The 26,567-nt window shown below is 45.8% G+C and carries 21 protein-coding genes; 9 read left to right on the top strand and 12 right to left on the bottom strand.

What is annotated here, in order from left to right:
• Nucleotide 1 precedes the first annotated feature (1 nt).
• From moaA to BMX95_RS21485, 3 genes are all read right to left on the bottom strand, one after another.
• Nucleotides 2–982 (bottom strand): GTP 3',8-cyclase MoaA, encoded by a 981-nt coding sequence (gene moaA / locus BMX95_RS21495; protein WP_081200469.1) that lies wholly within the window; start codon nucleotides 980–982, stop codon nucleotides 2–4.
• 115 nt (nucleotides 983–1,097) lie between these two features.
• On the bottom strand, nucleotides 1,098–1,700 hold the full coding sequence (locus BMX95_RS21490; protein ID WP_081200468.1) for a nucleotidyltransferase family protein: 603 nt from the start codon (nucleotides 1,698–1,700) through the stop codon (nucleotides 1,098–1,100).
• Nucleotides 1,701–1,939: 239 nt separating this feature from the next.
• Nucleotides 1,940–3,097: an XdhC family protein gene (locus BMX95_RS21485; RefSeq protein ID WP_081200467.1), complete on the bottom strand. Its 1,158-nt coding sequence runs from the start codon at nucleotides 3,095–3,097 to the stop codon at nucleotides 1,940–1,942.
• Between the two features lie 171 nt (nucleotides 3,098–3,268).
• On the opposite strand from BMX95_RS21485, the gene BMX95_RS21480 reads away from it, so the two are divergent.
• From BMX95_RS21480 to BMX95_RS21465, 4 genes are all read left to right on the top strand, one after another.
• A complete protein-coding gene (locus BMX95_RS21480; protein WP_081200466.1) occupies nucleotides 3,269–3,748 on the top strand; it encodes a (2Fe-2S)-binding protein in 480 nt (159 codons plus the stop codon).
• 18 nt (nucleotides 3,749–3,766) lie between these two features.
• Nucleotides 3,767–5,932 (top strand): xanthine dehydrogenase family protein molybdopterin-binding subunit, encoded by a 2,166-nt coding sequence (locus tag BMX95_RS21475; protein WP_081200465.1) that lies wholly within the window; start codon nucleotides 3,767–3,769, stop codon nucleotides 5,930–5,932.
• 272 nt (nucleotides 5,933–6,204) lie between these two features.
• The gene (locus BMX95_RS21470) at nucleotides 6,205–6,765 is read left to right on the top strand and encodes a hypothetical protein (protein WP_081200464.1); all 561 of its coding nucleotides are present in this window, start codon (nucleotides 6,205–6,207) and stop codon (nucleotides 6,763–6,765) included.
• Nucleotides 6,758–7,063, top strand: coding sequence for a helix-turn-helix transcriptional regulator (locus tag BMX95_RS21465; RefSeq protein ID WP_081200463.1), 306 nt, complete (start codon nucleotides 6,758–6,760; stop codon nucleotides 7,061–7,063). The genes BMX95_RS21470 and BMX95_RS21465 overlap by 8 nt, the downstream gene beginning before the upstream one ends.
• Nucleotides 7,064–7,071: 8 nt before the next feature.
• Here the strand turns inward: BMX95_RS21465 and BMX95_RS21460 are convergent, their stop codons facing one another.
• The 5 genes from BMX95_RS21460 to BMX95_RS21435 all read right to left on the bottom strand — a co-directional run bounded on the left by BMX95_RS21460 (nucleotide 7,072) and on the right by BMX95_RS21435 (nucleotide 15,737).
• Nucleotides 7,072–8,322 (bottom strand): adenylate/guanylate cyclase domain-containing protein, encoded by a 1,251-nt coding sequence (locus tag BMX95_RS21460; RefSeq protein WP_165758917.1) that lies wholly within the window; start codon nucleotides 8,320–8,322, stop codon nucleotides 7,072–7,074.
• 237 nt (nucleotides 8,323–8,559) lie between these two features.
• Nucleotides 8,560–11,673 carry an efflux RND transporter permease subunit gene (locus BMX95_RS21450; RefSeq protein ID WP_081200460.1) on the bottom strand — a complete coding sequence of 1,038 codons (3,114 nt, stop codon included), beginning with the start codon at nucleotides 11,671–11,673 and terminating at the stop codon, nucleotides 8,560–8,562.
• A gap of 201 nt (nucleotides 11,674–11,874) precedes the next feature.
• A complete protein-coding gene (locus BMX95_RS21445) occupies nucleotides 11,875–12,927 on the bottom strand; it encodes an efflux RND transporter periplasmic adaptor subunit (protein WP_081200459.1) in 1,053 nt (350 codons plus the stop codon).
• 1 nt (nucleotide 12,928) lies between these two features.
• Nucleotides 12,929–14,290 carry a TolC family protein gene (locus BMX95_RS21440; protein ID WP_081200458.1) on the bottom strand — a complete coding sequence of 454 codons (1,362 nt, stop codon included), beginning with the start codon at nucleotides 14,288–14,290 and terminating at the stop codon, nucleotides 12,929–12,931.
• Between the two features lie 232 nt (nucleotides 14,291–14,522).
• Entirely contained in the window at nucleotides 14,523–15,737 is a 1,215-nt protein-coding gene (locus tag BMX95_RS21435) for a helix-turn-helix domain-containing protein (RefSeq protein WP_081200457.1), read from the bottom strand.
• A 104-nt stretch (nucleotides 15,738–15,841) separates the two neighbouring features.
• Between BMX95_RS21435 and BMX95_RS21430 the strand changes: the two genes are divergently transcribed.
• Both BMX95_RS21430 and BMX95_RS21425 read left to right on the top strand, forming a co-directional pair.
• Nucleotides 15,842–16,558 carry a hypothetical protein gene (locus BMX95_RS21430; protein ID WP_081200456.1) on the top strand — a complete coding sequence of 239 codons (717 nt, stop codon included), beginning with the start codon at nucleotides 15,842–15,844 and terminating at the stop codon, nucleotides 16,556–16,558.
• Nucleotides 16,559–16,593: 35 nt separating this feature from the next.
• Nucleotides 16,594–17,028: a hypothetical protein gene (locus tag BMX95_RS21425; protein WP_081200455.1), complete on the top strand. Its 435-nt coding sequence runs from the start codon at nucleotides 16,594–16,596 to the stop codon at nucleotides 17,026–17,028.
• 93 nt (nucleotides 17,029–17,121) lie between these two features.
• On the opposite strand, the gene BMX95_RS21420 is transcribed toward BMX95_RS21425, so the two are convergent.
• Nucleotides 17,122–18,228: an AAA family ATPase gene (locus BMX95_RS21420; RefSeq protein WP_177193707.1), complete on the bottom strand. Its 1,107-nt coding sequence runs from the start codon at nucleotides 18,226–18,228 to the stop codon at nucleotides 17,122–17,124.
• Nucleotides 18,206–18,919, bottom strand: a complete 714-nt coding sequence (locus BMX95_RS21415) for an RNA ligase family protein (protein ID WP_081200453.1) — start codon at nucleotides 18,917–18,919, stop codon at nucleotides 18,206–18,208. The genes BMX95_RS21420 and BMX95_RS21415 overlap by 23 nt, the downstream gene beginning before the upstream one ends.
• 183 nt (nucleotides 18,920–19,102) lie before the next feature.
• On the opposite strand from BMX95_RS21415, the gene BMX95_RS21410 reads away from it, so the two are divergent.
• The 3 genes from BMX95_RS21410 (at nucleotide 19,103) to BMX95_RS21400 (ending at nucleotide 24,692) form a co-directional block, all read left to right on the top strand.
• Nucleotides 19,103–19,393, top strand: coding sequence for a hypothetical protein (locus tag BMX95_RS21410; RefSeq protein ID WP_081200452.1), 291 nt, complete (start codon nucleotides 19,103–19,105; stop codon nucleotides 19,391–19,393).
• 495 nt (nucleotides 19,394–19,888) lie between these two features.
• Entirely contained in the window at nucleotides 19,889–23,212 is a 3,324-nt protein-coding gene (locus BMX95_RS21405) for a SusC/RagA family TonB-linked outer membrane protein (RefSeq protein ID WP_081200451.1), read from the top strand.
• A gap of 19 nt (nucleotides 23,213–23,231) precedes the next feature.
• Nucleotides 23,232–24,692 (top strand): SusD/RagB family nutrient-binding outer membrane lipoprotein, encoded by a 1,461-nt coding sequence (locus BMX95_RS21400; protein ID WP_081200450.1) that lies wholly within the window; start codon nucleotides 23,232–23,234, stop codon nucleotides 24,690–24,692.
• A gap of 106 nt (nucleotides 24,693–24,798) precedes the next feature.
• Here the strand turns inward: BMX95_RS21400 and BMX95_RS21395 are convergent, their stop codons facing one another.
• Nucleotides 24,799–25,695, bottom strand: coding sequence for a helix-turn-helix domain-containing protein (locus BMX95_RS21395; RefSeq protein ID WP_081200449.1), 897 nt, complete (start codon nucleotides 25,693–25,695; stop codon nucleotides 24,799–24,801).
• A gap of 39 nt (nucleotides 25,696–25,734) precedes the next feature.
• A complete protein-coding gene (locus BMX95_RS21390) occupies nucleotides 25,735–26,505 on the bottom strand; it encodes an SDR family NAD(P)-dependent oxidoreductase (protein ID WP_081200448.1) in 771 nt (256 codons plus the stop codon).
• Nucleotides 26,506–26,567 lie beyond the last annotated feature (62 nt).

Below are 26,567 nucleotides of genomic sequence, written 5' to 3'. Positions count from 1 at the left end.
ATTAACCTCCGATGGTGATCATGCTGCGGTTCTGAATAGCGCTGGCCTCGATGTGTTCAAAATCGGCGCTGAATTGTCCGCCCAGTTCTTTGGCCTTGGCATGAACGCTCTGGCGGATCAAAGGAATAATGTCCTGTCCATTGCGCAATGCCGAAAGCAGGTCCGTTTCTTCCTTTGAAAAAAGACAGTTTTTCATTTTGCCGTCTGCGGTCAGGCGCATCCGGTTGCAGGTGCCACAGAATGGCGCGCTCATGGTGCTGATAACGGCAAAGGTGCCGGCATGCCCCGGTACTATATATTTTTTTGCAGTTTCGTTCAATTCATCCTTCAGCGGAAGGAATGAAAATTCCGATTCAACAATTTGTAGTATCTGTTGCCAGGTAAGCACTTTGTTGCTCGTCCACCTGTTCCCCTGGAAGGGCATGAACTCGATAAAACGTACATGCACAGGTGTGTCTTTCGTCCAGCGAACAAAATCATTGATCTCATGATCGTTGAAATCTTTCATTGCCACCACATTCACTTTGGCGCGAATGTCGTTTTCGAGCAACAGGTGTATATTGTCGTAAACCCGCTGAAACTGATCGCGGCGGGTGATGAGTTGAAATTTATCGGCCTGTAACGTATCGAGGCTTACGTTAAGTGAAGTAACACCGGCCTGTTTTAATATGGGCAGAAATTCATGCAGGCGGGCACCATTGGTGGTCATGGTTAAGGTAACCGGCAGTTTCGACAGCGCAAGTATGATATCGGCGGCATCCTTCCGTACCAGTGGTTCGCCACCAGTAAGCCGGATCTTTTTTACTCCCAGCCCAACAAATGTTTTCGCGATGGCCTCTATCTCATGCGCCTGCATCAGTTTGGAAGCGGGTGTGAACTCGTACTCTTCCTCAGGCATACAATAAAAGCAGCGAAAATTACAATTGTCGGTCAATGAAATCCGTAAATAATCGTGCGCTCTGTTGAACTGATCAATTAACATTTATCCTGCTTGTTGAAGTAGTAAAATTAACTTAAAAAGGGGACAATCGGGACGTGAAGTTAGTCAGTTGGCAGGTTGATGGAGTTCATAGGTTGACAAGTTTTGGCCTTCCTTATCAACGTGTTAACCTCTCAACCAGTTCCTGATATTCCCCTGGCGTATCGATATCAATCTTTCCTTCCGGAAATGCTACCGAAGCCACCTCTTCCCCATATTGCTGAATCAATCGTCTGGCCCCAGTGTCACCCTGTAAATCAAGCAGTTGGGAAAACAGGGATTTGGTAAACAGGGCGGGAATGCCCAGCGTACCGGCATAGGCACTGGCCACAATCGGTTTGTGGCTTTTCTGTTGTTCATTGATGAGATCGAGTAATAATTCTACCGTTACAAAAGGCTGATCGCAAACCATAAAGATCACCTGGTCCGGTTCGGGCGTGCGGTTCAATAAAGCCTGTAAACCGCAGCGGATAGAGGAAGCGATCCCCTGTTCCCAGTTTGCGTTAAAAACCAGTTTCACCTGACCGGGATCTATCGCCGCCGCCAGATGCTCGCTATTGGCGCCCGTAACCACCACGGGTTGCGTGGTTACCGTGCGTGCAGTTTGCACCGCATGTTGTAACAGCGTCACCCCCTGCCAGGGCAGTAACTGTTTGGGGCGGCCCAACCGGGTAGATGCGCCTGCCGCCAGGATTATTATATCGGTGTGAAAGATGGTCATTCCCCCTACCCCCTAAAAGGGCTATTAAGTGATAATGTGTTTTGAATCAATCGGTTTCAGCTTGCTTGCACCCAGGATTTCACCATATTTTCCCAGGATTTTGCTTCGTATCCCGGGATTTCATGCTGTTTTCCCGGGGTTTTATACCTTTTTCCCGGGATTATATAGCGTTTTCCCGGGATAAAAACCTGTTAACTCGTCAACTTGTCGACTTGTCAACTTGTCAACCTATCAACTTGTCAACCCACCCTCACTTCCTCAATTTCCTTCTCCACCCGCGGGTGAATGGTATCGGCGCTGTTGCGCAGCGATTCCCCGTTCCGGCCCGCAGTCACTGCTTTTATTTCTGCTATAATGGCTAATGCAATTTCTTCGGCGTTCTCGGCCCCGATGTTTAACCCTACCGGTCCAAAAACGGATGCCAGTTGTTCGGCGGTAGGCGCTATCCCTTCCCCTTTCAATTCATCGAGCATGCGCACCAGTTTTTTGCGCGGACCTAACATGCCTATATAAGGTATGTGCTGGTTGAGCAGTTGCCGAAACACTTTCAGGTCATAATTATAATTATGGGTCATCAGCACAAACACGGTTTGCGCATCGGGCACTACCTGCGCTACTACTTTTTCAGGTTTGGTAACCAGCACCTGGTTGGCTGTTGGGAACCGGGCGGTGGTTGCATAAGCAGGCCGTCCATCGGCTACGATTACCTGCCAGCCGAGTAAATGCGCCATTTGTGCAACTGGTATGGCATCGTTCCCAGCTCCGATGATTACTACCGAAACGGCTGGTTTTACCAATTCAATAAAGGCCGTGAATTGTTTTCCTTCCGAGATGTATGTTTTGGTGGCCGACACCTGGTTTATAAAAGCGGTTTTGGCGTCTGTGGTCAATGCCTGCTGCAACGCCTCATTGGTCATGCGGGCCGTTATGGTTTCGCCGGGCAACTGTAATAAACAGGTACCGGGTTGCACCTCGCGCCGGTCGTTCAAAGAAAAAAGCATTACGAGCACGGCATGCTGCCGCTGGCCGCTGATAGTTTTTAATAACTGAATGGGATTATCGGGCAGCTCCGGTTGTATGGGTTCTATCACAATATGAATAATGCCTTCGCATCCCAGTCCTACCCCTAATTTAGCGTCGTCTTCGTCGGTGGTATCGTACGTCACCAGCATGGGTTGTTGCTGGGCCATCACCAGCAGGGCCTTGCGTAAGGCATCGCCTTCCAGGCAGCCACCACTTATGGCTCCGGTCAGCTGGCCGTCCTGCGTAATCAACATACGCGCGCCCGGCCGCCGGTAAGAAGAACCCTGTACATGTACTACTGTTGCCAGTGCTGTTTGTTTGCCCTGCTGCTGCGCCACCTCATAGGCCTGGATAATGGCCTGTATTTCTTTCATATGGGAGATATTTTATGTACTCTGCTATATTAAAGTTACAACAGTTGACAAATATATTTTGATACAAATTCGACCAACGGCGTTGGGCATAATTCCTTTACCATTAGAATAATTTGTTGGAAGCCGCATCGGGTTTGTTGTATCTTAATACTATCCTAAATCACCTCCATTATGGCTTCCTACAAACTCAGTATCAACGGCACTATACAGGCCGTAGAAGCTGATCCCAAAATGCCGTTGCTATGGCTTTTGCGCGATCTGTTGAATATGACCGGTACAAAATATGGATGCGGCATGAGCCAGTGCGGCGCCTGCACGGTGCACCTCAATGGCAATGCCATTCGTTCCTGCTCCATGCCGGTATCGGCTATAGGCAATCAAAAAATTACCACCATTGAAGGAATAAGTTCCGATAACATGCATGCTGTACAACAGGCATGGATAGCAGAACAGGTGCCGCAATGCGGGTATTGCCAAAGCGGGCAGATCATGTCGGCCGTGTCTTTGCTGAAACGCAATCCCAATCCCACCGATCATGATATTGACCTTGCCATGCAGGGAAATATCTGTCGCTGCGGTACTTACCCCCGGATCCGGAAGGCCATTCACAAGGCAGCGGCCATGATGAAACAACCGGCTAAAAGTTTTTAATCGTTAACCATCCATGTTATGCAACCCAAACATTCCATCGACCGCCGTGCATTTTTAAAGCTGTCTACTTTTACCAGCGCTGCACTTACCATAGGATTTTACTTTCCTGCCCTGGCAGAAGAAAGTACCATTATTACCGCCGAAACTGCTGATAACCTCGGCATCGTGTTGAATGCATTTATTTCTATCGACAAAACCGGAAAGGTTTCTATCATCAACCACCGCGCCGAAATGGGCCAGGGTTCTTTTCAGGCGGTTCCGCAAATGATTGCCGAAGAACTGGAAGTTTCGCTCGACCAGGTGTCGATCGCCTTTGGTCCCGGTCACCAGACTAAATATGGCGGCAGTCAGATCACAGGTGGCAGTTCAACCGTACGCGGCGCCTATAAACATTTATTGAGAACCGGCGCTACTGCCCGCGAAATGTTGATCGATGCTGCTGCAAAAAAATGGAGTGTACCACGTGAAACATGTTATGCATTGAATGGAGAAGTGATCCACCGCCCTACCAATAAAAAACTCGGTTATGGCGAGCTGGTAGAAGAAGCTGCCAAGGGCACACCACCCAAACAGGTTGCCCTCAAAGAACGCAAAAATTATACGGTCATCGGAAAACCATTACCCCGGCAGGATACGCCGGCCAAGGTAAACGGCAAGGCTGAATTTGGGCTCGACAAAAAACTACCCGGCATGCTGTATTCAGTAGTGGAACGATGTCCTTACTTTTTGGGAAAGGTTAAAAGTTATGACGACAGCGCCGTGACAACCATGCCCGGCGTAAAACATGTTTTCAAAGTACAAATGCCAGTGTTCGATAGCTTACGTGAAGGGGTAGCCATTGTGGCCGACAATACCTGGGCCGCCATGCAAGCCCGTAAAGTATTGAAAGTAGAATGGGATGCTACCGGGTTCGAACACCTGGACACGGCCACTCTATACAACCGCATGAAAGCAGACCTGCAGAAACCCGGTCTATCACAACGCACAGGTGGTAACTTCGACGCCACTTACGCCAAAGCTGCCAGCAAACTGGAAGCTGTTTACGAAACGCCGTACGAAGCACATGCCTGTATGGAACCACTGAATTGCGTAGCCGACGTAAAGGGTGATATCATCACTGTCTGGGGTCCTATTCAGGGCCCCGACTGGATCCAACGCGATCTGGCAGAACGCCTCAAAATACCCATGGAAAATATTACCGTGAATATGACTTTCCTCGGTGGTGGGTTTGGCAGAAAAGCCTTTACCGATTATACTACGGAAGCAGTACTAATCTCAAAAGAAATAAAAGCCCCGGTACAGGTTGTCTGGACGCGTGAAGATGATATGACACAAGGACCTTTTCGCCCCGGTGCAGTATACGAATGCAAAGCAGGACTGAACGACAAAGGCCGCATCACTGCTTTTCAGGCTAAAATGGCGGCGCAGAATATGGACCACCAATGGCCGCATGCCGATAAAAGCAATTTCAATGGCAGCACTACCGAAGGCTTACCCGAAGTATTTATCAATGGGCTCGAGCATTATAGTTTTTCCGATGTACCTACTGAATCGCCCATTCCCGTTATGTGGTGGCGCTCGGTCTATTCATCTACCAATGGTTTTGCCTATGAAAGTTTTATGGATGAACTGGCGTATGCTGCCAATACAGATCCACTCGATTACCGGCGCCAGCACCTGCGCGATGAACGCGCCGAGGCCCTTATTCAAATGCTGGAAGAAAAAACCGGCTGGCGTACCCGCGAAAAAAATTCCGGTTGGGGCATAGCCATCACCGAATGTTTTAAAAGCATGGTGGGTGAAGCGGTAAAAGTATCCAAACAGGCAGACGGCAAACTAAAGATCGACCGGATCATAGCCGTAATGGATTGTGGCTGGTACGTAAACCCGGATATTATTAAACAACAAGTGGAAGGCAGTATTGTAATGGCCCTGGGCGCTGCCACTACACATGAAACTCATTTTACCGATGGCAAGTCGGTTGAAACCAACTTCCATCAATACCTGATGCCACGCATGCCTGATGTACCCGACATTGAAGTATACATTATGGAAAATGAAGAAAAACCCGGCGGCGTTGGCGAACCGGGGTTACCGCCATTTGCACCGGCGTTGTGTAATGCTATTTTTGATTTAACGGGAAAAAGAATAAGGAAGTTGCCTTTTAATATGAATTCGATTTAAGCGGATCCCAGATCAATAATATGCTTTCTTCTTAAGTAAGATTTTGAACTTACAATTTTTAACGCTGAAACATCAACGCATCATCTCTTTTTACTATATTTAACATTCCAACCAGGTAATCATTTCTATCCTTTAAAGAGGAAAGAGGGAGTCAAACAACAATACTACCATTATAGGGAACGACAACATATGCTAAAACACCACCAGCCTGCTTTTCAGGCGTTTTAGGGCATAAATATGTTGAAAAAAATGTTAACCTATAAGTTTACTTTATGAAAATGGTACGTATCTTTGTGGAAGAAAAAGGAGAGAATGGACTTTGGGCTATTCATCTTGATGGCAAGCAACAAAATGAGTTAGACGAGTTTTTTGACCAAATGTATGTCCCTGAATACTTGTACAACTTCTTCGAATCACACAAATATGATCTTTGGGCCGGCTTTTTTGGAAAAATGACTATTGAAGAAGCTGTACGTAAAACATTAGACGAGGTAGAAGAAATAGGAGAAGCCTTATTCGAATATGCAAAACAAGGCTTTTCAGGGAATGCCAATTGCCTCCAGCATCTTTTCAAGCCACTCAATAATCAAGAGTATGTTATTTGCGCCCTTCAAAAAAGTAAGGCACGGTTAAAAAGAGGTTGGTTAAGGGTATATGCTATCCGAATGCCTCAAAATTGTTATCTGGTAACGGGTGGAGCCATTAAGATAACCTACAATATGGAAAGAAAACATTTGCAGGAAGAATTAATAAAACTGGAACAAACTAAAATATTTCTACGGAATAATTCCATTCTTTTCCCTGAGGATTTAAACGAATATCAACATGAGTGACTTAATGAAAAAATTAGCAGAATTGGAATCTAATGAGTCCTCTGACTTGTTAGAAAAGATAAAATACCGCATTGAAAACCGCGAATGGCTAAGAAGGTCTGCTATTATCGCTGTAAAGGTGTTAAGCGCTTTAAAAGCACAGAAACTTACCCAAAAAGACCTTGCAGAACGCATGGATGTATCACCTCAACAAATAAGTAAAATTGTAAAAGGCCAGGAGAATCTGACTCTTGAAACCATCGCCAAGCTTGAGTTAATACTGGGCATCCAAATCATTAACACCTCCTCTGCTGCCTGATTAACCTACTAGGCCAGCCCATACACCGTAACCGGTTTGTGCCAGCCTTTCAGGGCTACACAACCGAAGTTGGTAGCGGCCGCTGCAGCCACCTGTTCATCCATTGCCTGGATCACTTCTTCAGAAACCAGCAACTGGGAACCGAACTGTTTATTCAATTGTTCTATTCTTGCAGCCAGGATCACTACACTGCCCGTGATGGAATACTGCCGGCGTTGCGAAGTACCAATATTGCCAGTCACCACTTCACCAGTATGAATGCCTATGCCGATGCGGGTAGCAGGCAACCCACCGTTTTCCAATACAATGTTCAGCTCCTGCAACAACCGTACGGCAGCATCAACGGCTGCCTTTGCCGGGTTCTCCAATTGCACGGGTGCACCAAAAGTTACCATACAGCCATCGCCTAAAAACTGGTTGATGATGCCATTGTAGAGGGTTATGGTATCGATCACTATCCTGAAAAATGCATCCTGGTATTGAACTACTTCTTCCGGACTTTTACCCACCACAAACTGCGTGAAGTTGCGAATATCGATAAACATAATGGCGACCTGCATCCGTTTGCTTTCTATTTTCCCATCGTTCTCCAGCATTTTTTCAACGATCTCTGCCGAGATCTGTTGGCCGAAAAGATCTTCAACCATACTCCTTTTTTCTGCTTCCTTTAATAAACTATTGATGGCGCTCCTGATCTGCCGGGCCACCAGTCCGGCCGCTATACCAGATATTAACAGGATGGCTACTTTTACGGCATCAGTCGAATAAAAATGGGCATTCAACACTACCCTTAAGATCAGGTAGGAGGTGGCTGCAAATAACCCGCAAAAAAATGATAGCCAGAAATTCAATCGCAGCGTAGAGAGTATAATAAAGATAAAATAAATAAACACTACAGGCGAACTGAGTACGTTGTATTGCGGGTACTGTCTGGCTATAATAAAGATCACACAGGAAGGCAAACACACTTCAATGATCGTATTAAAATACCGCGCTCCCCGGGGTGGCTGTTTTTTCCGTTTCAAATGTTTGGTGATAACCAGTAACGATACTACTTCAAAAAGTAGTATCGTTACTGGAAACAGCCAGGCAATACCGAACGTATTTTTAGGCGCATCTGGGTCCGTTATTTTCAACACAAACAGATCGAGCAAACGGTAGCAGATGCCTATTGCAAAGATGATCACGAGGATCAATGCTCTGCGTTGTTCGTGCTGCAACAACACTTCATTTAACCGTTTGTTGATTGGCATTTTCATGTTATAGCGTTTAATAGATCCTGAATTCATTTTCTCTCTCTATTCTGCGTACCGGCAAACACAGCAGGATAACGCACGCTACAAAGGGCAAAGGTAATCCCAACCAGAACCATAACCAGAATTTTCGTCCCAGGCTTTTTGCCATCAAGCCAGTTACAACGGGGAAGAAAAATGGTAAGGCAATTATTGGTAAGGCAACTAAAAATTCCATGGTGTTAATTTTAAATATTTTGAATATTATGCTGTTGCTAATGATAAAGCTGTTTTGGGTTTACGGCTAAAACGGGCAATCAGGCGGTCAATGATCAGGTAAATAGAAGGAACCACTACCAGTGTAAGCAACATAGAGCTGGTTAAACCACCGATCAATGCCCAGGCCATACCATTTTTCCATTCGGCCCCTGCCCCACTCGCCAATGCCAGCGGCAGCATACCTATCACCATGGCAATGGTTGTCATCAGAATGGGACGTAACCTGGTGCGGCCCGATTCTATCAACGCTTCTATAGTCCCCATTCCCTGTTGTTTCAGGTGGTTGGCGCAATCCACTAACAGGATCGCGTTTTTGGCCACCAGCCCTATCAGCATAATAATACCTAACAGCGAAAAGATATTGAGCGATTGCATGGCCAACGCCAGTGCCAGTAAAGCTCCTACTATGGCAACCGGTATAGAAAACAACACCACAAATGGATAGATATAAGAATTGTACAAGGCCACCATGATCAGGTACACAAATATGATTGAAGCGATCAGGGCATAACCCATACTGCCAAATGCCTCCGCCTGTTGTTTCATGTTGCCTTCATACTCTATAGCAATACCCCCTGGTATGGGATCTTTTTCTATGGCAGCTTTTATCTCTGCGCCTACTGTTCCCTGCGGCCGGCCGGTTACTTCGCAAGACACTGTAACAGAGCTGATCCTGTCTTTACGTTCCAGCTTGGCCGGACCAATTGTTTTTTCAATGGTGGCAAACTGGTTCAGTCTGATGATCTCTCCTGCCCCGTTCACAAAGGATAACTGCTGCAGATCGTTTACAGATTCCCGGTCGAAGGCATCGAGTTTTACGGTGATGTCATAATCGTATTGTCCTTCCGATAATTGCGCATCGCTGTTACCATTGAATGCCAGTTTCACTGTATTACCTACCTGGTCCATGCGCAGTCCCAGGGCCATCATCTTTTCTTTGTCGATGCGGATGCTTACTTCCGGTTTGTCGTTTTCGATGGAGATCTTTGCATCGGCAGCGCCCGGAACGGTTTTCATTTTTTGTAACACGGTATCGGCATAAGCAAGCAGCTGATCTACTTTACTACCACTGAGCACTACCTGAATAGGCGCCTCGCTGGTGCTACCCATGATGTCTACATTCGCGATCCTGATTTTGGCGCCGGTGATCCGTTCCTGCAATTCCTTTTTTATGTTCTGTGAGAATTTTTCGGTACTGATTGAACGGTCTCCTTTATCAACCAGCTTTACGCTCACTTCTGCAATATGGCGTTCGCCCTGGGCCGCAAACTGGTTATCGCTTTTTCCCATAGAGGAGAACACATTCACCACTTCCTTTTTCGTTAAAATAAACCGCTCCACTTCCTGGGTTTTCATATTGGTTTGTTCAATGGTGGCATCTTTCGGCATTTCCACTTTCACTACCAGTTCGCCCCTATCGCCCATATTCACAAACTCATTCCCGATAAAACCTCCGCCTACCAATGAGAAGGAGCCTACCAGCAATGCCAGCGTAATACCTAATACCCAGCGTTTATGTCCCAAACTCCATTTCAGCAGCATGGTATAATTATCAGTAAGTAAGTTGATCTTCTTCTCTACCCACAGAATAATACGTCCGCCTAATCTTTTCCGACTTGGGTGCGTAAGTTTACCAAAACGTGATACCAGCAAGGGAGTAAGAGTGAAACAGACAAACAGGCTCATCAGGGTAGATACCACTACTACCATGGAGAACTGACGTAAGATATCGGCGATCATGCCATCTACCATTGTAATGGGCAGAAACACTACCACATCCACCAGCGTGATAGACATGGCCGTAAAGCCAATTTCATTTCTTCCTTCCAGCGCCGCCTTGCGTTTGTCTTTACCCATTTCCATATGGCGTTGAATATTTTCCAGCACCACAATACTATCGTCTACCAATATGCCCACTACCAGCGACAGGGCTAATAATGTCATCAGGTTGAACGTAAAACCAAACAGGTGAATACCAATGAAGGTAGAAACCAGGGAGGCGGGTATAGCGATCATTACGATCACCGCATTTCGCAGGCTGTGCAAAAACACCAGCATCACCAACGCCACCAGCAAGATGGCCAGCATCAGGTCGTGGTTCACGGCTTCGGCCGCTTTCATGGTAAACTCCGAAGAATCCTGTGCTACAGCAAAGGTTAATCCATCGGCTTTGTATTCTTTTTCCAATGACCGGATGGCTTCGTGCATTTGGCGGCTTACCTGTACTGCGTTGGCATCGGTTTGTTTGTATACCAGTAACCCGATGGCTGTATTGGCATTGTACCGGCTTACTGTTTCTGTTTCTTTAATGCCATCGATCACCACGGCTACATCACTCAGGTGAATGGCTTTTCCGTCGCGTTCGGTGATCACTACGGCTTCTATATCTTTCGGGTTTTTGAATTTACCTGCCAGCCTGATAGTGGTTTCTCCCTGGATGTTCTTTACAGAACCTGCCGGAAAATCGAGGTTGGAGGTTTCTATTGCCTTCAACACCTGTTGCACATCCAGTCCATACCGTTCTACTTTAGTACGATCGATATTTACGCGGATCTGTCTTTCTTCACCGCCCATGATGCCAATATTGGCCACCCCTGCAAGTTTTGATAACAGCGGTACTATCCGTTGCTTCACTACATCGTACAGTGCCCGGTTGTCGGTTTTAGCGGCCACAGACATTTTCATGATCGGTGCTTCATCTACCGAGAATTTACTGATCACGGGATCCTTTGCATCTTCGGGCAATTGCGAGGCAATGGCATTTACTTTCCGTTGTGCATCCTGCATCGCCTGGTCAATGTCTACATCGGCTTTAAATTCCACGATCACATTCGACTGGCCTTCCAGTGATTTTGACTTGATGTTATCAAGTTTCTCCAGCGAAGAGACCGCATCTTCAATTTCCTTCGTAACCGAGTTCTCTACTTCCGAAGGCGCTGCCCCCGGATACTTGGTACTGATGGTAATGATCTGTTTCGACATCTTGGGCAGCAATTCGTACCCGATAGAGAAATAGCTTACTATTCCTATTAATCCCAGCACTGTGAATATTACCACGATAAGTGTGGGTCTTTTTATTGATAATTCTGTTAATGACATGTTTGTGTTTTTAAAAAGTTGACTATTCTATAATTGTTGCAGGCCCCCTCCCGACCTCCCCCCGGTTGGGGGGAGGCCAGGTTTCGAATTGTCTGTTACTGATCTGTTGCTGCGCAGGTGTGTATTTCTTTCTGCCCTCTGCCTTCTGCCTTCTGCCCTCTGCCTTCTGCCTTCTGCCTTCTGCCTTCTGCCTTCTGCCTCCTACTTGCTTCCCCTCACCGCCATTCCATTTTCCAGATTCAATTGTCCTGAAATCACCACCTGTTCCCCGCCCTGCAAACCTTCCAGCACCTGCACTTTAACCGGTGTAACAAAACCTGTTTTAATAACCCGTTGTTGTGCTTTATTGTCTTTTACCACATACACCGTGGCTTGTTTGGTACCGGCTATCAATGCACTAACGGGGATAGACAATCCAGTTTCAGTTACACCGGTAGAAAAGGTTACATCGGTGAGCATACCGGCTTTCAGCTTTTCCTTTCCATTGTTGGGCAAACTGATCTCTGTTAAAAACTTACCACCGGCATCGGCCTTATCGCTGATCATACTGATGTGAGCGGTTTGCGGTTCTGCCAACACTACACTGCTGACGGTTACCGCCTGGCCGGTTGTTGTCTTGAAGGCTTCCTGTTCACTCAGGTATACATTTATCTTCAGGGCAGAGTTATCTATCAATTGGGCCAGCACGGTGCCATACGATACAAACGAACCGGTTTCCACCGTAACATTTTCAATTTTTCCACTGAAGGGTGAAAAGATCTGCCTGTGCGCGATCTGTTGCCCTATTTCTTTTTTCTGTGCCTGCAACGAAGCATATTGCAGTTTTACATTTTCCAGCTGCATGGGTGTGGCTCCCCCCAGTTCAATCAAATGGGTGTAGCGGTTAATATCGAGCTGGTTTTTTGCCAGGGAAGTTTCAATGCTGTTCAACTGCGCGTAAAAAACACCGGCATCCAGTTGGGCTATTACCTGTCCTTTCCGCACTACATCACCGTTCTTAATATATAAGTTTACCAGTTTACCCTGTACTTCCGATGCGATCTTTACTTCTTTGGCTGGTGAAGTGGTTCCGTTTATGGTAAATGCGGTGCTGAAGGAATCTGATATCACGTCTGCTATTTTAACCGGTATTACCGCATTGTCCTTTACGGGTTGTGCCGCCGCATCGATCTTTGATTTGTTATTGGCCAGCACCACACCGATGCTGCCGGCAATTAATAATGCACCTGCTATTTGAATGATCTTCTTTTTCATGTTATATTGATTTTACAAATTCAGTTAATAATGTTCCGTTTGCTTTGTGTGCCTTTACCAGGCTGGTTTGTACATTGATGAGGGATTGGGTATGCAGGTTACGTGACTGACTTAATTCCCTTTCTGCATCGAGTAATTCAATCAGCGTTGTTACACCTTCGCTGTAAAGGGCCTTGCGGGAGGTGTATACTTTTTCAGCCAGTACCAGGTTCTCCCGGGTAATCAGCACCTGTTGCCGGTCGTTGTTCAGCGTTTCGCTGGCACTCACCCATTCTGTACTGGCCAACTGTTGTTGCTGTTCATTTTGAAATTGCAGTTGTTGTAATTCCACTTTAGCTACGTGCATCCTGTTCCTTCTCCTGTATCCATCGAACAGGGGAATACTGGTGTTAATGCCCACGGTAGAACTTTTAAACCCATAGTCACTTTTTATAGCATCCCCGGGTTGATTGAATTGCGATTGATAATTAAACCGGAAGAAAGCATTCACCGCAGGCATTCTTTCGGCCTTGATGGTTTTTACCTCCAGTTCTTTTGATTCTATCAGCTGACGGTACAGGTGAACATCCTCCCGTTCCCATAAACGGGTTCCGCCGTTTTGCATTAAACCGGGTATACGGGTGATATCATTGTTTATAGATACAACGGCATTTGTGGGCAGTCCCAGCAGGTATTTAAAATAGGCCAGCTGCTGGTTGTAGGTTGTTTGCAATTGATCGAGCTGCGATTGAATATTGGCTGCATTGATCTGTAACGATTCAAAATCAATTCGCTTCAATACGCCGCTTTCAAATTGAGTTTTGGCAATCTGCTCGATTTCGCGAATGTTGGAATAATCCTTTTTAGTGGTGTTTATTTTTTCCGTAGTGGCCAGCAGGTCATAATAACCTGTTGCTACCTGGTACACCAGGTCTTCGCGGTTCAATAAGTGCCGGGTTTGCGTAATGCCGGTGTTCAGTTCTGCAGCAGCTACCTGCAACCGGCTGCTTCTTTTGATGATGTTTTGGGTTGCTTCAATTCCGCTTCCCATTACATACCGGGTCCCGAATTGAACAGGGATCAGGTCCTTTTCCGGTTGTCCGATCACATTACCCGGCAGCATTTGTGAAGGAAGGGCCGCATTGTACTCCATCTTGTTGTAGAAATTAACCTGTGGCAAAAAGTCAGCTTTGGCAATGCTGACCTTATCACGTGCCACCTGATTGTTGAGACTGTCGGCCTTTAAGGTGTAGTTATTGGCCAATGCCATATCGATGGCGCTTCTGATGGTAATGGATGTGGTTTGTGATTTTGCCGAACCGTGCAGAAAGCCTGCTAATAACAGTACCGGCATACTCCTGAACCATCTCCGTCTTTTGCTCATAAAATTGGTTTTGATCTTTTTTTGAATTGGTTGACGACACAAAGTTGTCGTCTGCAAAAGGCGTTACGGTTCCATTCAGCCAATCCGAACGGACAGTACCTGTTCGAATTGACCGATTCGTTTGTTCGAACCAATAAATAATTGAAAACCAGTAATGAGTTGAATTATCCGAACGACCGCAGTGGGCGTTCCGATTCATAAATCCGAACGATGGAGTATGAAAAACGAAGCGTTAGGAGGCGGTTGTTAACGCGTTTTGTTTATCGCGGAACTCGGTGGGTGTGGTGCCCGTGAATTTTTTGAACACGGTATTGAATGTTGTTTTGGAATTGAACCCGGCTTCAAAGCCGATGGAAAGGATGGTGTAGTTGCGACTCTTTTCATCGAGCAGCAATCGCTTCGCATTTTCTACCCGGTAGTTGTTTACCACGTCATAAAAGTTCTTTTTCATGCCTTCATTCAAGGCTTGCGAAACCTGGTAACTGGGTACCTGTAGTTTAGCGGCCACCTGTTGCAATGTCAGTTCGGCTTCCTGGTAAAGCTTTTCTTCTTCCATCAAAACAATGATCCGCTGCACCAGTAATTCCAGCCGGTTGTCAATTGGGGCGGGTTTTACCGGTTTTGTCTTTTGGCCATTGGTATCATGGGTGCCATTGTTCTCCTCTATTTCTTCAGCCTGCTGAATGGTGGCTTCTGTCGCTTCTTTGTTGATCCCGGGTTGAACCTGCCAAATAGTATATTGCTTTATGCCCAGGTAAGTGGCCATATATATATAAGGTACACCCACAGCCATGCTGACCAACAGCAGTAAAAAAACTTTATCAGGCAAAGTGAGGATGAGTGGAAAAGTGATGAAGAAAACACCGGCTACGATCAGGAAGCCATTTACCAGGAACCGGGTCCAATTGAGATCGATCCGGCTTGTTTCGGAAAACAAATGCCGGATAGACCGCTGATAACGGATCAGTTCGCGCCGCGCCAGAAAATAATAAATGACTGAGATGGCAGGCCGGCCCATCACAAGCAATATAGTAGTGGGTCTGCGCAACACTTCAACCGGGATCATTTCAGCACCGGGATATAGTTTCGAAAACTTAGCAATGTTGTAGTAGGTGGGAATAAGCCAGACAAAGAAAAGTATAAAATGTGGCCAGGCTTTTTTAAGCGTAATGGTTTCTTTAAAACTTCGGATGTAGAGATATAAAAACGGTCCGGGTAACAAAGGGATACCCTGCAAAAAGAAACTGTGCTGCCAGCCAAAGGTTTGAACAAGATAGGGCAAAGCGATCACGGCCGAAACACTGATGATAAACAACGCCAGAAAAAAATTGACCGACTTATCACCTTTGGGATGAAAGTAAATAAGGGCAGCCAATAGCATTCCCTGCAGAACGCCCAGGCCGCAAACCATCTTCAAGATATTTTCAGAAACAGTTAGTGTATACATACCCAGTCATTTAAACGGGTACAGGCGCCAGGGAACTTCAACCAAAGATAAAGAAACCATATATTGCAGTTGTATTATTTTACCACAAATCCGCTTTAACCCTTATGCAAACGTTCAAGCTCAACACGGAAGGATTAACCAGAAGAATCCTGCTACGGGCAATTCCCACCATTATTATATCCTTAACCTTCTTTTTCACGATCTTTATCGTTCAGGGTGGCAACGTCTATGTAGATGCTACTTATTATATTTTCCCGGTTATTTTAATCCTGGGAACATTCTCATTTTCTCTCTGGCGCGGAATAAAAAAGCAAAAAGTCATGGCAGAAAGTTACGAACTGACTATTTCCGACCAACTTATTTGCCGGGAGCAACTGAACACCCCTGATATTTCGATTTTAGTTACCGAAGTGATTGAAATTGCCAAACATCCCAAGGGTGGTTTTACCATTAAGGGCAGCCGAAACAATGGCACCATTATCATTCCCGTGCAAATTGAGCACTATGAACAGCTGGAAGCTACCCTGCAACAAATACACCCCATCACAATCAAAAGCAATTCCCTATTCAAAAAGCTTCAATTCCTGCTGCCATTTATCGTGGGGGGACTTATGATCTGCGTGTATGCGGTTAACAATAAAGTAATAGTTGGCGCTGCAGGCAGTGTATTAACGGGATTGATGATCTGGAGTTTGATAAAAATCCAGAAAGACAAAAACGTCGATCGTAAAACCAAAAACAGAACATGGATCGTTCTCCTGGTTTTAGTCAGCGTTATTGCCTCCATTATCATAAAGCTAACAGCTCCATCACTTCCCTAGCGTAAAACGTACCTTTATTGTTCAAACTGATGTGTATGGAATTTCTTAACAGCGAGGACGATCAGGAACTGAAAAAAGCATTGGGCAAACCCAAATACTATCTCGATGCGCCGGATAAAATTGCCGGTGAACGATACTATTGGTTTCCCAACCAGGGCGATAGTATGAATGACCACAGCGAGCGGGCGATCCCTGGCGGCAGTATGGTGCTGGGCCGGCTGTTACCCATTAAATATATGGAGGAAATTCCCCTGCACCGCCCCATGGTTTTTATCATCGATTATAAAGGCGAGCAGTTTTGTTTATTAAAATGCCCTACCGACACCAATACAGATTCCAATAAAGTGTGTCTGCATAGTTATAATCCAGCAACTGGTTACGATGATCTGTGGATACCCTTCCAATACATCAAATACATTTTTTTACTGGAAAGAGTTCGCCGGCCTGATGGTAGTGAGTTTGTTCCATAGAACAAAGGGGACTTAAAATAAAAGTCCCCTTTTGTTTTTAAACTTGATGAAGTAAGTGATCAGAGGTAGGAGGTACGAGGTAGGAAATATCTCCTACTTCACGCAATAAACCACCTCAAGCGCCTCCCAACCAGCCGGTACTTCCAGCTTCGAGACCAGCCTGTCGAGGGCATTGCGCGGAACTACCGCCTCCCGGTTGTTGTTCTGCACATGCAGCCTGCTATAGGGTACTTCTACATACACCATTTTTACATAGGCTTTATAGGTAACAAACAGCTCTACCAGTTGCGCCCGCATTTGCCGGGTTACGTTGGTGGCGTTCCAAACAAAATGTTGTTTGCGGCGTAAATATTCCCGGGCCTGTTCTTTGGCCAGTTGAACAACGGTACCATTTCCGCTTTTATCGGTGGGCGCTATCTTGTTTTTCCGGCGGATCTCATCGAGGTTGATCACCGGCCAGTGTTTATACTGCTGTTGCACGTAGGTGTCTTTACCCGCGCCGGGCAATCCGCACAAGAGTACCACCGTTGCTCCAAAATCATCGAATGGAACATAATCAGGCGTACTGTCCATTTTATTAAAATAATGGAACCGGGCATGAGGTGTTTGAAAAGCCTTAGGCTGCCCCCAGCAATGTTGTTCCTGGCATAAGGCTTCAAACAGGTCGATGCGGTATAACAGTTCCGCCTGATCGTTGCAAATTCTCCCCAATGCATCGGCCCTTGCCAAAAGAGAAAGTAATTGGGTATCTACCATTTCACTGGTTTCAAAGATCACCCGGGCCGGTTCTCTTCTTTCAATGGCCCAAATGGGCATGCCGTGGTAGCGCACCAGTTGCACAACCTGTTCCCGTACCTGGAATGGTGCCGGGTGTTGCGTGTATAAGATCTGCCGCGCAGTAAGGGCGCCTTTTTTTGAATGCCCGCGCGAGGTAATGCTGCCATCTGCTTCGTGCACTGTGGTGCTGCGTTTTTCTACATCATGCAACAAGGCTGCAGCCCATAACACTTCCTGCTGTTGTGCCGGCAATTGTTTAAATTCCGGCAGTTGTTCCAGGGCCGCCAGCACCATACGCGTATGAATGGCCACGTTACCTTCGGCATGGTATACAGGGTCTTGCGGCACGTTCTCCATATCACGCACCCAACTGAACTGCTGGCACAGCTGTTCCCAGCTTTTATCGGTTGTTAAAGTCCACATAATTACCTCCTTCGTGTTTCAATGATGCCCGTTTCCAGTTGCGGGTCCAGTGCTCATTTGTTTTTACATGCCCTTTACGCACCCATTTAAAAATGTTGTGCGCAAATACATGGTTGTGAAATCCGTCCGTATTCCGGCTTACAATGCCTTCCAGGGTGCAGAGCTTTCCCGTTGCTGTATCAACCGGATCAAAAACGCCGGCCGAAGCGGTCTTATGCAACAGTTTTTCTTCGAATAATGGCCTGTTACCGGGTGTGTTCTCTATTTCAATCACTGGCACGGTGGGCAGTTCCAGCAGGGCGGCATAGAATTGTACTTCTTCCCAGCTCAGCCAGCGATCCGCCTCCCGTACTGCAAAAACATAAAAATGATGAGGCAGCTGTTGGTACCGGATGGAATGCACGGCATACATGTTCTCTAAAAATATTTCCAGATCGCCCAGGTCGTTTTTTACCAGGTGCCAGAATTCGCGCAAAGTGGCCGTCCAGGGTGATGTGGTTGGCGCTGCATGCGATCGCGCAAACACGCCCCATTTGTTCAGACAGTTATTTTCACCGTCGAGCTTTTCGGTATGTACTACCGTTTTTATTTGTTGAAGGTCGTTCCAGTAATCAAAATTTATCCGGTCATCGCTGGTAGTGCCCGGCGAAAAGGGATAATGATACGTGCGACCGTATTTTCCGGATGGCATATATTATCAGTATAGAAAAAAGAATAGTGTAACGCGCTTTGTATAGCGCATTCAATCAGAAAGGATTATATGTGAAGACGATTACATAACACAAGTTTGAACTTGTTTTTCAATGGATGCAAAAATAAACATTTATTGCGGCATTCAAATTGCAATTGCTTATTTTTAAAAAAACCTTTTGCTATGACACTCACTGAGTTGCTTATACTTTTAGTTATTGCTGCCATCTGCGGCGGCGTAGGGCAATCCCTGGCAGGCTACGATCTGGGCGGTTGTTTTGTTTCCATCATCGTTGGTTTTATCGGTGCCTATATTGGGCTATGGATAGCCGGTAAATTTGGCCTGCCTGAGATCTTCGCCATAAAAGTGGGTGCTAAAACTTTTCCCGTTGTATGGGCTGTTGTCGGTTCTGCCGTATTTACATTGATCATTGCACTGATACGAGGTGCTATTTTTGGGAGAAACAGGCAGTAGAAGGGCAGAGGGCAAAGGGCAGAAGGCAGAAAGAAATACAGCTTAATGCTTCAGTAGTGAGTGGTGAGTGAGTGGTGAGTGAATTCCCGATTTTTCAGACATCTAATAGTTTGGTAGGTTTGCGAATGTTCGGAACTCCGGAAATTCGCGAGCTTACTCACTACTCACCACTCACCACTCACTACTCACTACTCACCACTGACAACTCCCACTCACCTCCTCATCTTCCTCCATCAACTCTATCAACCTGTCAACCTGTTAACTCTATCAACCTGTTAACTCTATCAACCTGTTAACTTGTCAACCCGTTAACTAATTCTCCCCAATCAGTCTACCCCATTAACGCCGCTTAAATAATTCCCCCGCATCAAGCATAGTTGACAATAACCGGGGCATGAAATTTTCTGCGAATCAATTGTTAAAATCTGTGAAGCCATGGCACAAATTTACCAGTGGCTTACCAGATTTTTTGTACACCATTTAAACTAACTGTGTATGAAAAGCATTGATGCCAACCAAAGCAGCTCAGTGGTCTTTCCATGTATGCTCCTTCTCTTTCTTCTTAATTTATCTCTTCACACAACTGCTAATCCAAACAATACCCCGGGAAAACGATTTATATCCGTAAGTGGTAAAGTTACCAGTGCAAATGACCAACAACCCTTACAGGGTGTTTCTGTAACTGTAAAAGGATCCTCCACAGGTACCGCAACAGATGCAGAAGGTTTGTACCGGTTCTCTAATGTTGATGGCAATGCCACCCTGGTATTCAGCATTGTAGGCTACCAGGCCATGGAAGTGCCAATAAAGAACCGCAACGTTATCGATGTTTCCTTACAGGTTGAAGCCGGCACGCTGATGGAAACAATTGTTACTGCCAATGCTATCCGGCGCGACAAACGCTCACTGGGTTATTCAGCCCCTGTAGTAAAAAGCGATGAACTGCTTAATGGGCGTAGCTCCAGCCCGTTAAGTGCCTTACAAGGCAAGGTGGCCGGGGTAAATATTACCAGTGTTGGGGGCGCCCCCAACAGCTCTACCCGCATTGTATTGAGAGGGGGTTCCTCTATCAGTGGTAATAACCAGGCTCTAATTGTGGTAGACGGTGTTCCTATCGATAACTCAGATTTCCTCGGTGGCAGCGATTTACGCACCACTCAAAACAGCGGAACGGTTGACCCCAGAAGCACCGTTAATTTCGGTAACCGTGGGAACGATATTAACCCGGAAGATATTGAATCCGTAACAGTGCTGAAAGGCCCAACGGCAGCAGCCCTGTATGGTTCCCGGGCATCTAACGGCGCCGTTGTTATTACAACAAAGTCGGGCCGCAAAGGACAAAAAAATGAGATCACCGTTAGTTCAACCGTTACTTTCTCTGACGTATTGAAACTGCCCAAATTGCAAAATGGCTATGGCCAGGGTTATCAGATTGGTTCTGATGCCAACGGAAATAATGAATATTATAACGATCCCAAGGAAAACTGGAGCTGGGGTTTTCCATTTAATGACTCCTTACAGGAATGGGGTCAGGAGATCAATGGCGTACGGTTAAAAAAACCATATTCAGCACAGGAAGATAACATCAGGGATTTCTTTGAGCTGGGTAAAGGCATCAGCAATACGGTTTCATTTGCCGGTTCAGGCGAAAAGACCACCTTTTATTTATCGCTCAATAGTTTGAACTCCGATGGTATCATGCCTACCAATAAAGACAAATACGACCGGTACAACGTCCGGTTTAACGGGAATGCCAATTTTACCAATAGCTTTTCTGCCAGCGTAAGCATTAATTACAGCCGGATCAACAGCAACCTGGTACAGGGCGGACAAGGCCCCGGTTCAGTGTTTGACAATGTGTTGCAAACTCCGCGCGATATACCGCTTGATAAAATGGACGACATGAACAATCCCTATTATGGGTACGGATTTTTGAATGACCGCGGTGAACAAGTGTATGGCAATTATGCAGCTTATACCATAAGCCCTTATTGGTTATTAGCAAACTATAGGAACGAAAATGATGTAGACCGCGTGGTTGGTAATTTTACCATTACCTGGAAACCACTGAAATGGTTGAACATCGTAGAACGGATCGGTGCCGACGTATACAGCGATCGCAGACGATTTAAATATCCCAAGTTTAGTTTCCTCCCCTGGGATGAAACAACGGGTAATTATGGCCCGGAAAATATACATTCAGATGTTGGCCAATACCGGGAAAATACTTTCAATGTAAGTGAAGTGGTACATGACCTGATGGTCACTGCCAAAAAAGATTTCGGTACCGATTTTACCGGAAGCCTGATGATTGGGCACAACCTGCGGCAAAGGACCTCTTCCCTGCTGGATGCAAGCACCAACGAATCGTTCGGGCTTATTGTACCGGGCTGGTATAACCTCGACAACAGCAATGGTCCCCTATACAATTACAATGAATACAGCCAGCGCCGGTTAATGGGTTTGTATGCACAGGCAACAGTAGGCTATAAAGACATGATCTTCCTTGACCTTACCGCACGCAACGACTGGTCATCTACCCTGCCTGAAAACAATAATTCCTTTTTCTATCCCAGTGCCAGCGCTTCTTTTGTTTTTTCAGAATTGTTGAAAGACGGGAAACTGGGTGATATCATAAACTATGGAAAGGTAAGGGCCAGTGTAGCCCAGGTGGGTAACGATGCCAATCCATTCCTGCTTAACAACTACTATGCGCGGGCTGAAATTGATGGAAGCTTCGGTAGCACTACTTTTCCATTTAACGGTGTACCCGGTCTTACCCGGTACGGACGGATCGGCAATTCGAACTTAAAACCAGAGATCACTACCGCTTATGAATTAGGCGCGGAAATGAACCTCTGGAACAACCGCCTGTATGTTGACTTCTCCGTTTACAAAAACAGGTCAAAAGACCAGATCCTTACCATTCCGATCTCTGAAGCATCAGGCTTCACCAGCAAGGTGATCAATGGCGGCATAGTGGAAAACAAGGGTGTAGAAATAAGTTTGCGCGGTACCCCTATCCGCACTTCATCAGGGTTCTCGCTTGAACTGTATGGCACCTATACCCATAACCGCAATAAGGTAGTTGACCTGCAACAGGAAGGCGTAACCCAGGTTTCACTGGGTGGGTTGGCAGATATGACAGCTGTTGCCGCTGAAGGAAAACCATACGGTACTTTTTATGGGGTAGATGTTCAACATGATGACCAGGGCAGGGTGATCGTTGATCCCAAAACCGGCATTCCACTTCAAACCCCCAGTGCTGTTTATTTTGATTCCTACAATCCAAAATACATCGCCTCACTGGGCGCCAATATACGCTACCAACAATGGAGCTTTAATGTGCTGTTTGATAGAAAAAGCGGCGGGCAATTTGTTTCGCGCACCAAAGATATCATCGACTTCAATGGTACCGCCTGGGAAACCGCAGAACATGGCCGCGAGCCTTATGTTTTCCCTAACTCTGTTTATTTGGACCCCACTAATAAACTGGTGGAAAATACATCGATCAAAATGTTGCCACAGAATTACTTCAGTGACCTGCCTTATGGCCGGAATGTGATCGATGCTTCCTATGTCAAATTACGGGAAATAAGCCTGAGTTATAAACTGAAGAAAAGTGCGCTTAAAAATGGGCCCTTTGGCGATCTGACCTTTGGCTTATTTGGGAACAACCTGTTCTTATGGGTTCCCTCTGCCAATAAATATGTAGATCCGGAAATCAATTCTGCAGGCGCCACCAACCTGCAAGGTTTCGATTTCACTGCCCAGCCATCACAACGGAATTTTGGGTTTAACATAAGCGCCAGTTTCTAACCGTTAAAAAGAATTAACTATGACAACTCATTATATAAAAAAATACGGCATCTTGTTGCTGATACTTACTGCTACCGGCTTTGCCGGCTGTAAGAAATACCTGGATGTGAATACGAATCCTAATTTATCAACAACAGCCTCACCAGATCTGTTACTGCCTGCAGTACAGGCAGCCATAGGGCATGTACTGGGGAACCCGCTCCAGATCTATGGCAATTTTTGGGCGCAGTTCTGGACACAAAATCCCACTTCTTCACAATACAGAAGTATCGATCAATACGCCAGCTCCACTACTGATTTCGACCGGGTATGGCGCATGATGTATTCCGATGGGTTACAGGATATACAGGAAATATTAACCCTGACACAGGGTAAGGCAAGTTTAAATCAATATACAGCCATTGCGCTTTTAATGAAAGCCTATGACATGCAGTTAGCCACCGATGCATTTGGTGATGTGCCTTTAACCCAGGCCGCCACTACCAATGTTACCAATCCGTCGTATACACCACAGCAACAGGTCTATGACAGCATCTTCGCTTATACAGACCGTGCCATTTCATTAATTGATGTGAACGCGGAAGTAACTCCTTCAAACGACGACCTCCTGTTTCAGGGCGATATGGAGCAATGGCTGCGTTTTGCCAATACCTTTAAATTAAGGGCCTATTTGCGTTTATCTGAAATAGCACCACAAAAAGCAGCCGCCGGCATAGCCACACTAAGCGACCCCGGTACACTTTTCCTGGAAGACGATGCACAGATCAATTACAGTACCATTGGTGGTAATCAAAATCCATTGTTTTCTGAAATGCTTGGCCTGGGTCGCACGCAAAATATGGTAGCCAGTGAAACGGTAACTAAATTTATGACAGATAATAATGACCCCAGGATCAATGTGTTCTTTAACGAAACCCGGATCGATTCCATCGTTGGCATCAAGCAGGGAACTTACCGAACCAACAGCCGTAATGACTCAATAGCATTACCCTCGCCAGTTGTCGGAGCCACCGGACAGAACGACAAATCCGCCAATGCGCCGGTTAAATTGATGTCGGCCGCAGAAAGTAATTTTCTACAGGCAGAAGCAGTGGCAAGAGGCTGGTTAAATACCGGTAAAACTGCCCAACTATTATTTACGAATGGCATCACGGCAAGCTTTGATGCTTATAATGTCGAGGGCGCAACTACTTATGTGGCAGCTGCCCCGGCTGCACAATGGCCTGCAGGCACGCAGAACCAGGTCCGGGCCATCATTATACAAAAATGGCTGGCCATGACCGGTAACCAGGGTTTTGAAGCCTGGACGGAATGGCGCCGCACCAATTACCCTGACTTCCTTGTTACCTCTGCTGCCAGCACTTTAGGCGCAGGCAGAATGCCAGAACGGTTATTATACCCCAGCTCAGAAGTAACAAGAAATGCCAACTTCCCGGGCATATCTTTGATCTATATAAAAGTGTGGTGGGACGCTAATTAGCGAAGCAGGAAGTAAGAAGTAGGAAGTAAGAAATAAAAAAGGTGAGTTCGCTATAAAATGCGAGCTCACCTTTTTTATTATCTTCGTACCTCTTACCTCTTATCTCCTAATGCTGCCTGAACTCCTTTGGAGATTTACCTGTCTTCGATTTGAATAACTTGGTAAAATGTGAAGGATGCTCGAAGCCGAGGTGATACGCTATTTCCGAAATGGCCATTTCACTGCTCCACAACAACGACCTGGCTTTTTCAATCAGCTTTAAATGAATGTGTTCCAGCGTTGTTTTACCGGTGTATTTATTTAGCAGATCGGATAAATAGTTTGGTGACAGATTTAATTGCGACGCAAAATATTTCACATCGGGTAATCCGGTTTCAATAAGCGTATCCTGGGCAAAATATTCCTTCAACAGCCGTTCAAAATTCTCTACGGTATCATTACTCACTTTAACCCGGGTTAAAAACTGCCGGTCGTAAAACCGGGTGCAGTAACCAAAAAAGAGCTCGAGATAAGTCAGCATCAAATTATAAGTATGACTATCCAGATTCTGTACTATTTCCCTTTGAATGTTGTGCAGGCATTCTTCCAGGATATTTTTTTCCGCATCGGATATATGCAGGGCTTCATGGGTCTCGTAGCCAAAAAAAGAAAAACTGGTCAATGCACTTCCTTTTTTTGAAGCATTCAGGAAATCAGGATGAATGTAGAGCGCCCACCCTTCCCGCACCTCTATGGTGGGGTCGGGTTGTATCGGTTGATGCGGCGCAGTGAATATTAATGACCCTTCTGAAAAATCATAAGTAGAACGGCCATACTTAAATTCACCCTGAAACTTTTTACACGAAATCGCATACATATTGAGGCGGTAATAAATATCACCTTTCTTTCTTTTGCTCCTGTCTACGTTCGCCCAATCAATTATAGTGATCAGCGGATGAGTAGGCTTTTCATACTGATAAAATTCATGTAATTCCGGGATCGAGTTGATATCTACGTATTCCATAACATACCATTAAAAGGTTACTGTTAAGGTAAACATTTTTTACAAATGCAGTCCACCAGAGGCTTCTATCCGCTGAGCTGTTACCCATTTAGCATCATCGGAACATAAGAAGGCTACCACACCGGAAATGTCATCAGGCTGTGCGATCCGCTTCAGCGCAGTAATTGCTTTAATATGCTCCTGCAGTTCGGGGCTATTCTTCAACCGGCCACCACTAAAATCAGTAGGCACTGTTCCCGGCGCTACAATGTTTACCCTGATGCCGCGGCCGCCTAATTCAACGGCCAGGTACCGGGTCAGCGTTTCAATAGCCGATTTCATACTGGCATAAGCGCCACTGCCCGGAAAGGTAGTGCGGGTTAAACCACTTGACAAATTCACAATACCACCGCCATCATTTATAAAAGGCAATAGTTTTTGGGTAAGAAAGAAAACTCCTTTCAGATGTACATTCATCAATTCATCAAACTGGGCTTCGGTAGTATCAGCAAAAGAAGGAACTACCAACCCTACCCCGGCATTGTTGATCAGGTAATCGAAACGATCGGTAGAAAATTTACTTCTTAAGGTGGCGGAGAATGATTTTACAAATTCACCAAAGCTATCTGCCTTACCCGTGTTCAACGGCAGTACTGCAGCTTTGCGGCCTATTTTTTCAATTTCCTGTACAACCTGTTCGGCCTCCTCTTTTTTGGAATAGTAAGTGATGATAACATCCTGGCCTCTTTTTGCCAGTTCCAGCGCCATTTCTTTTCCTAAGCCACGGCTACCACCGGTTACCAGGGATATTTTGCTTTGTGTTGTTGTCATAACGATTGTTTTTATTTACAACACAAAGTTCCATAGCACCCGGCTGGCGCACTTATATGTTT

Source organism: Niastella yeongjuensis (assembly GCF_900110245.1).
GTDB classification, from domain to species: domain Bacteria; phylum Bacteroidota; class Bacteroidia; order Chitinophagales; family Chitinophagaceae; genus Niastella; species Niastella yeongjuensis.
The sequence above is the reverse complement of the archived record's forward strand: the minus strand, read 5'-3'. Positions and strand labels throughout refer to the sequence as shown.

Coding starts and splice junctions, on each gene's coding strand:
- BMX95_RS21410 (WP_081200452.1), top strand. CDS start 19,103: ATGACACTCACTGAGTTGCTTATACTTTTAGTTATTGCTGCCATCTGC.
- BMX95_RS21485 (WP_081200467.1), bottom strand. CDS start 3,097: ATGAAAGAAATACAGGCCATTATCCAGGCCTATGAGGTGGCGCAGCAG.
- BMX95_RS21405 (WP_081200451.1), top strand. CDS start 19,889: ATGAAAAGCATTGATGCCAACCAAAGCAGCTCAGTGGTCTTTCCATGT.
- BMX95_RS21420 (WP_177193707.1), bottom strand. CDS start 18,228: ATGTGGACTTTAACAACCGATAAAAGCTGGGAACAGCTGTGCCAGCAG.
- BMX95_RS21465 (WP_081200463.1), top strand. CDS start 6,758: ATGAGTGACTTAATGAAAAAATTAGCAGAATTGGAATCTAATGAGTCC.
- BMX95_RS21425 (WP_081200455.1), top strand. CDS start 16,594: ATGGAATTTCTTAACAGCGAGGACGATCAGGAACTGAAAAAAGCATTG.
- BMX95_RS21460 (WP_165758917.1), bottom strand. CDS start 8,322: ATGAAAATGCCAATCAACAAACGGTTAAATGAAGTGTTGTTGCAGCAC.
- BMX95_RS21480 (WP_081200466.1), top strand. CDS start 3,269: ATGGCTTCCTACAAACTCAGTATCAACGGCACTATACAGGCCGTAGAA.
- BMX95_RS21490 (WP_081200468.1), bottom strand. CDS start 1,700: ATGACCATCTTTCACACCGATATAATAATCCTGGCGGCAGGCGCATCT.
- BMX95_RS21440 (WP_081200458.1), bottom strand. CDS start 14,290: ATGAGCAAAAGACGGAGATGGTTCAGGAGTATGCCGGTACTGTTATTA.
- BMX95_RS21390 (WP_081200448.1), bottom strand. CDS start 26,505: ATGACAACAACACAAAGCAAAATATCCCTGGTAACCGGTGGTAGCCGT.
- BMX95_RS21430 (WP_081200456.1), top strand. CDS start 15,842: ATGCAAACGTTCAAGCTCAACACGGAAGGATTAACCAGAAGAATCCTG.
- BMX95_RS21415 (WP_081200453.1), bottom strand. CDS start 18,919: ATGCCATCCGGAAAATACGGTCGCACGTATCATTATCCCTTTTCGCCG.
- BMX95_RS21470 (WP_081200464.1), top strand. CDS start 6,205: ATGAAAATGGTACGTATCTTTGTGGAAGAAAAAGGAGAGAATGGACTT.
- BMX95_RS21435 (WP_081200457.1), bottom strand. CDS start 15,737: ATGTATACACTAACTGTTTCTGAAAATATCTTGAAGATGGTTTGCGGC.
- moaA (WP_081200469.1), bottom strand. CDS start 982: ATGTTAATTGATCAGTTCAACAGAGCGCACGATTATTTACGGATTTCA.
- BMX95_RS21400 (WP_081200450.1), top strand. CDS start 23,232: ATGACAACTCATTATATAAAAAAATACGGCATCTTGTTGCTGATACTT.
- BMX95_RS21445 (WP_081200459.1), bottom strand. CDS start 12,927: ATGAAAAAGAAGATCATTCAAATAGCAGGTGCATTATTAATTGCCGGC.
- BMX95_RS21475 (WP_081200465.1), top strand. CDS start 3,767: ATGCAACCCAAACATTCCATCGACCGCCGTGCATTTTTAAAGCTGTCT.
- BMX95_RS21450 (WP_081200460.1), bottom strand. CDS start 11,673: ATGTCATTAACAGAATTATCAATAAAAAGACCCACACTTATCGTGGTA.
- BMX95_RS21395 (WP_081200449.1), bottom strand. CDS start 25,695: ATGGAATACGTAGATATCAACTCGATCCCGGAATTACATGAATTTTAT.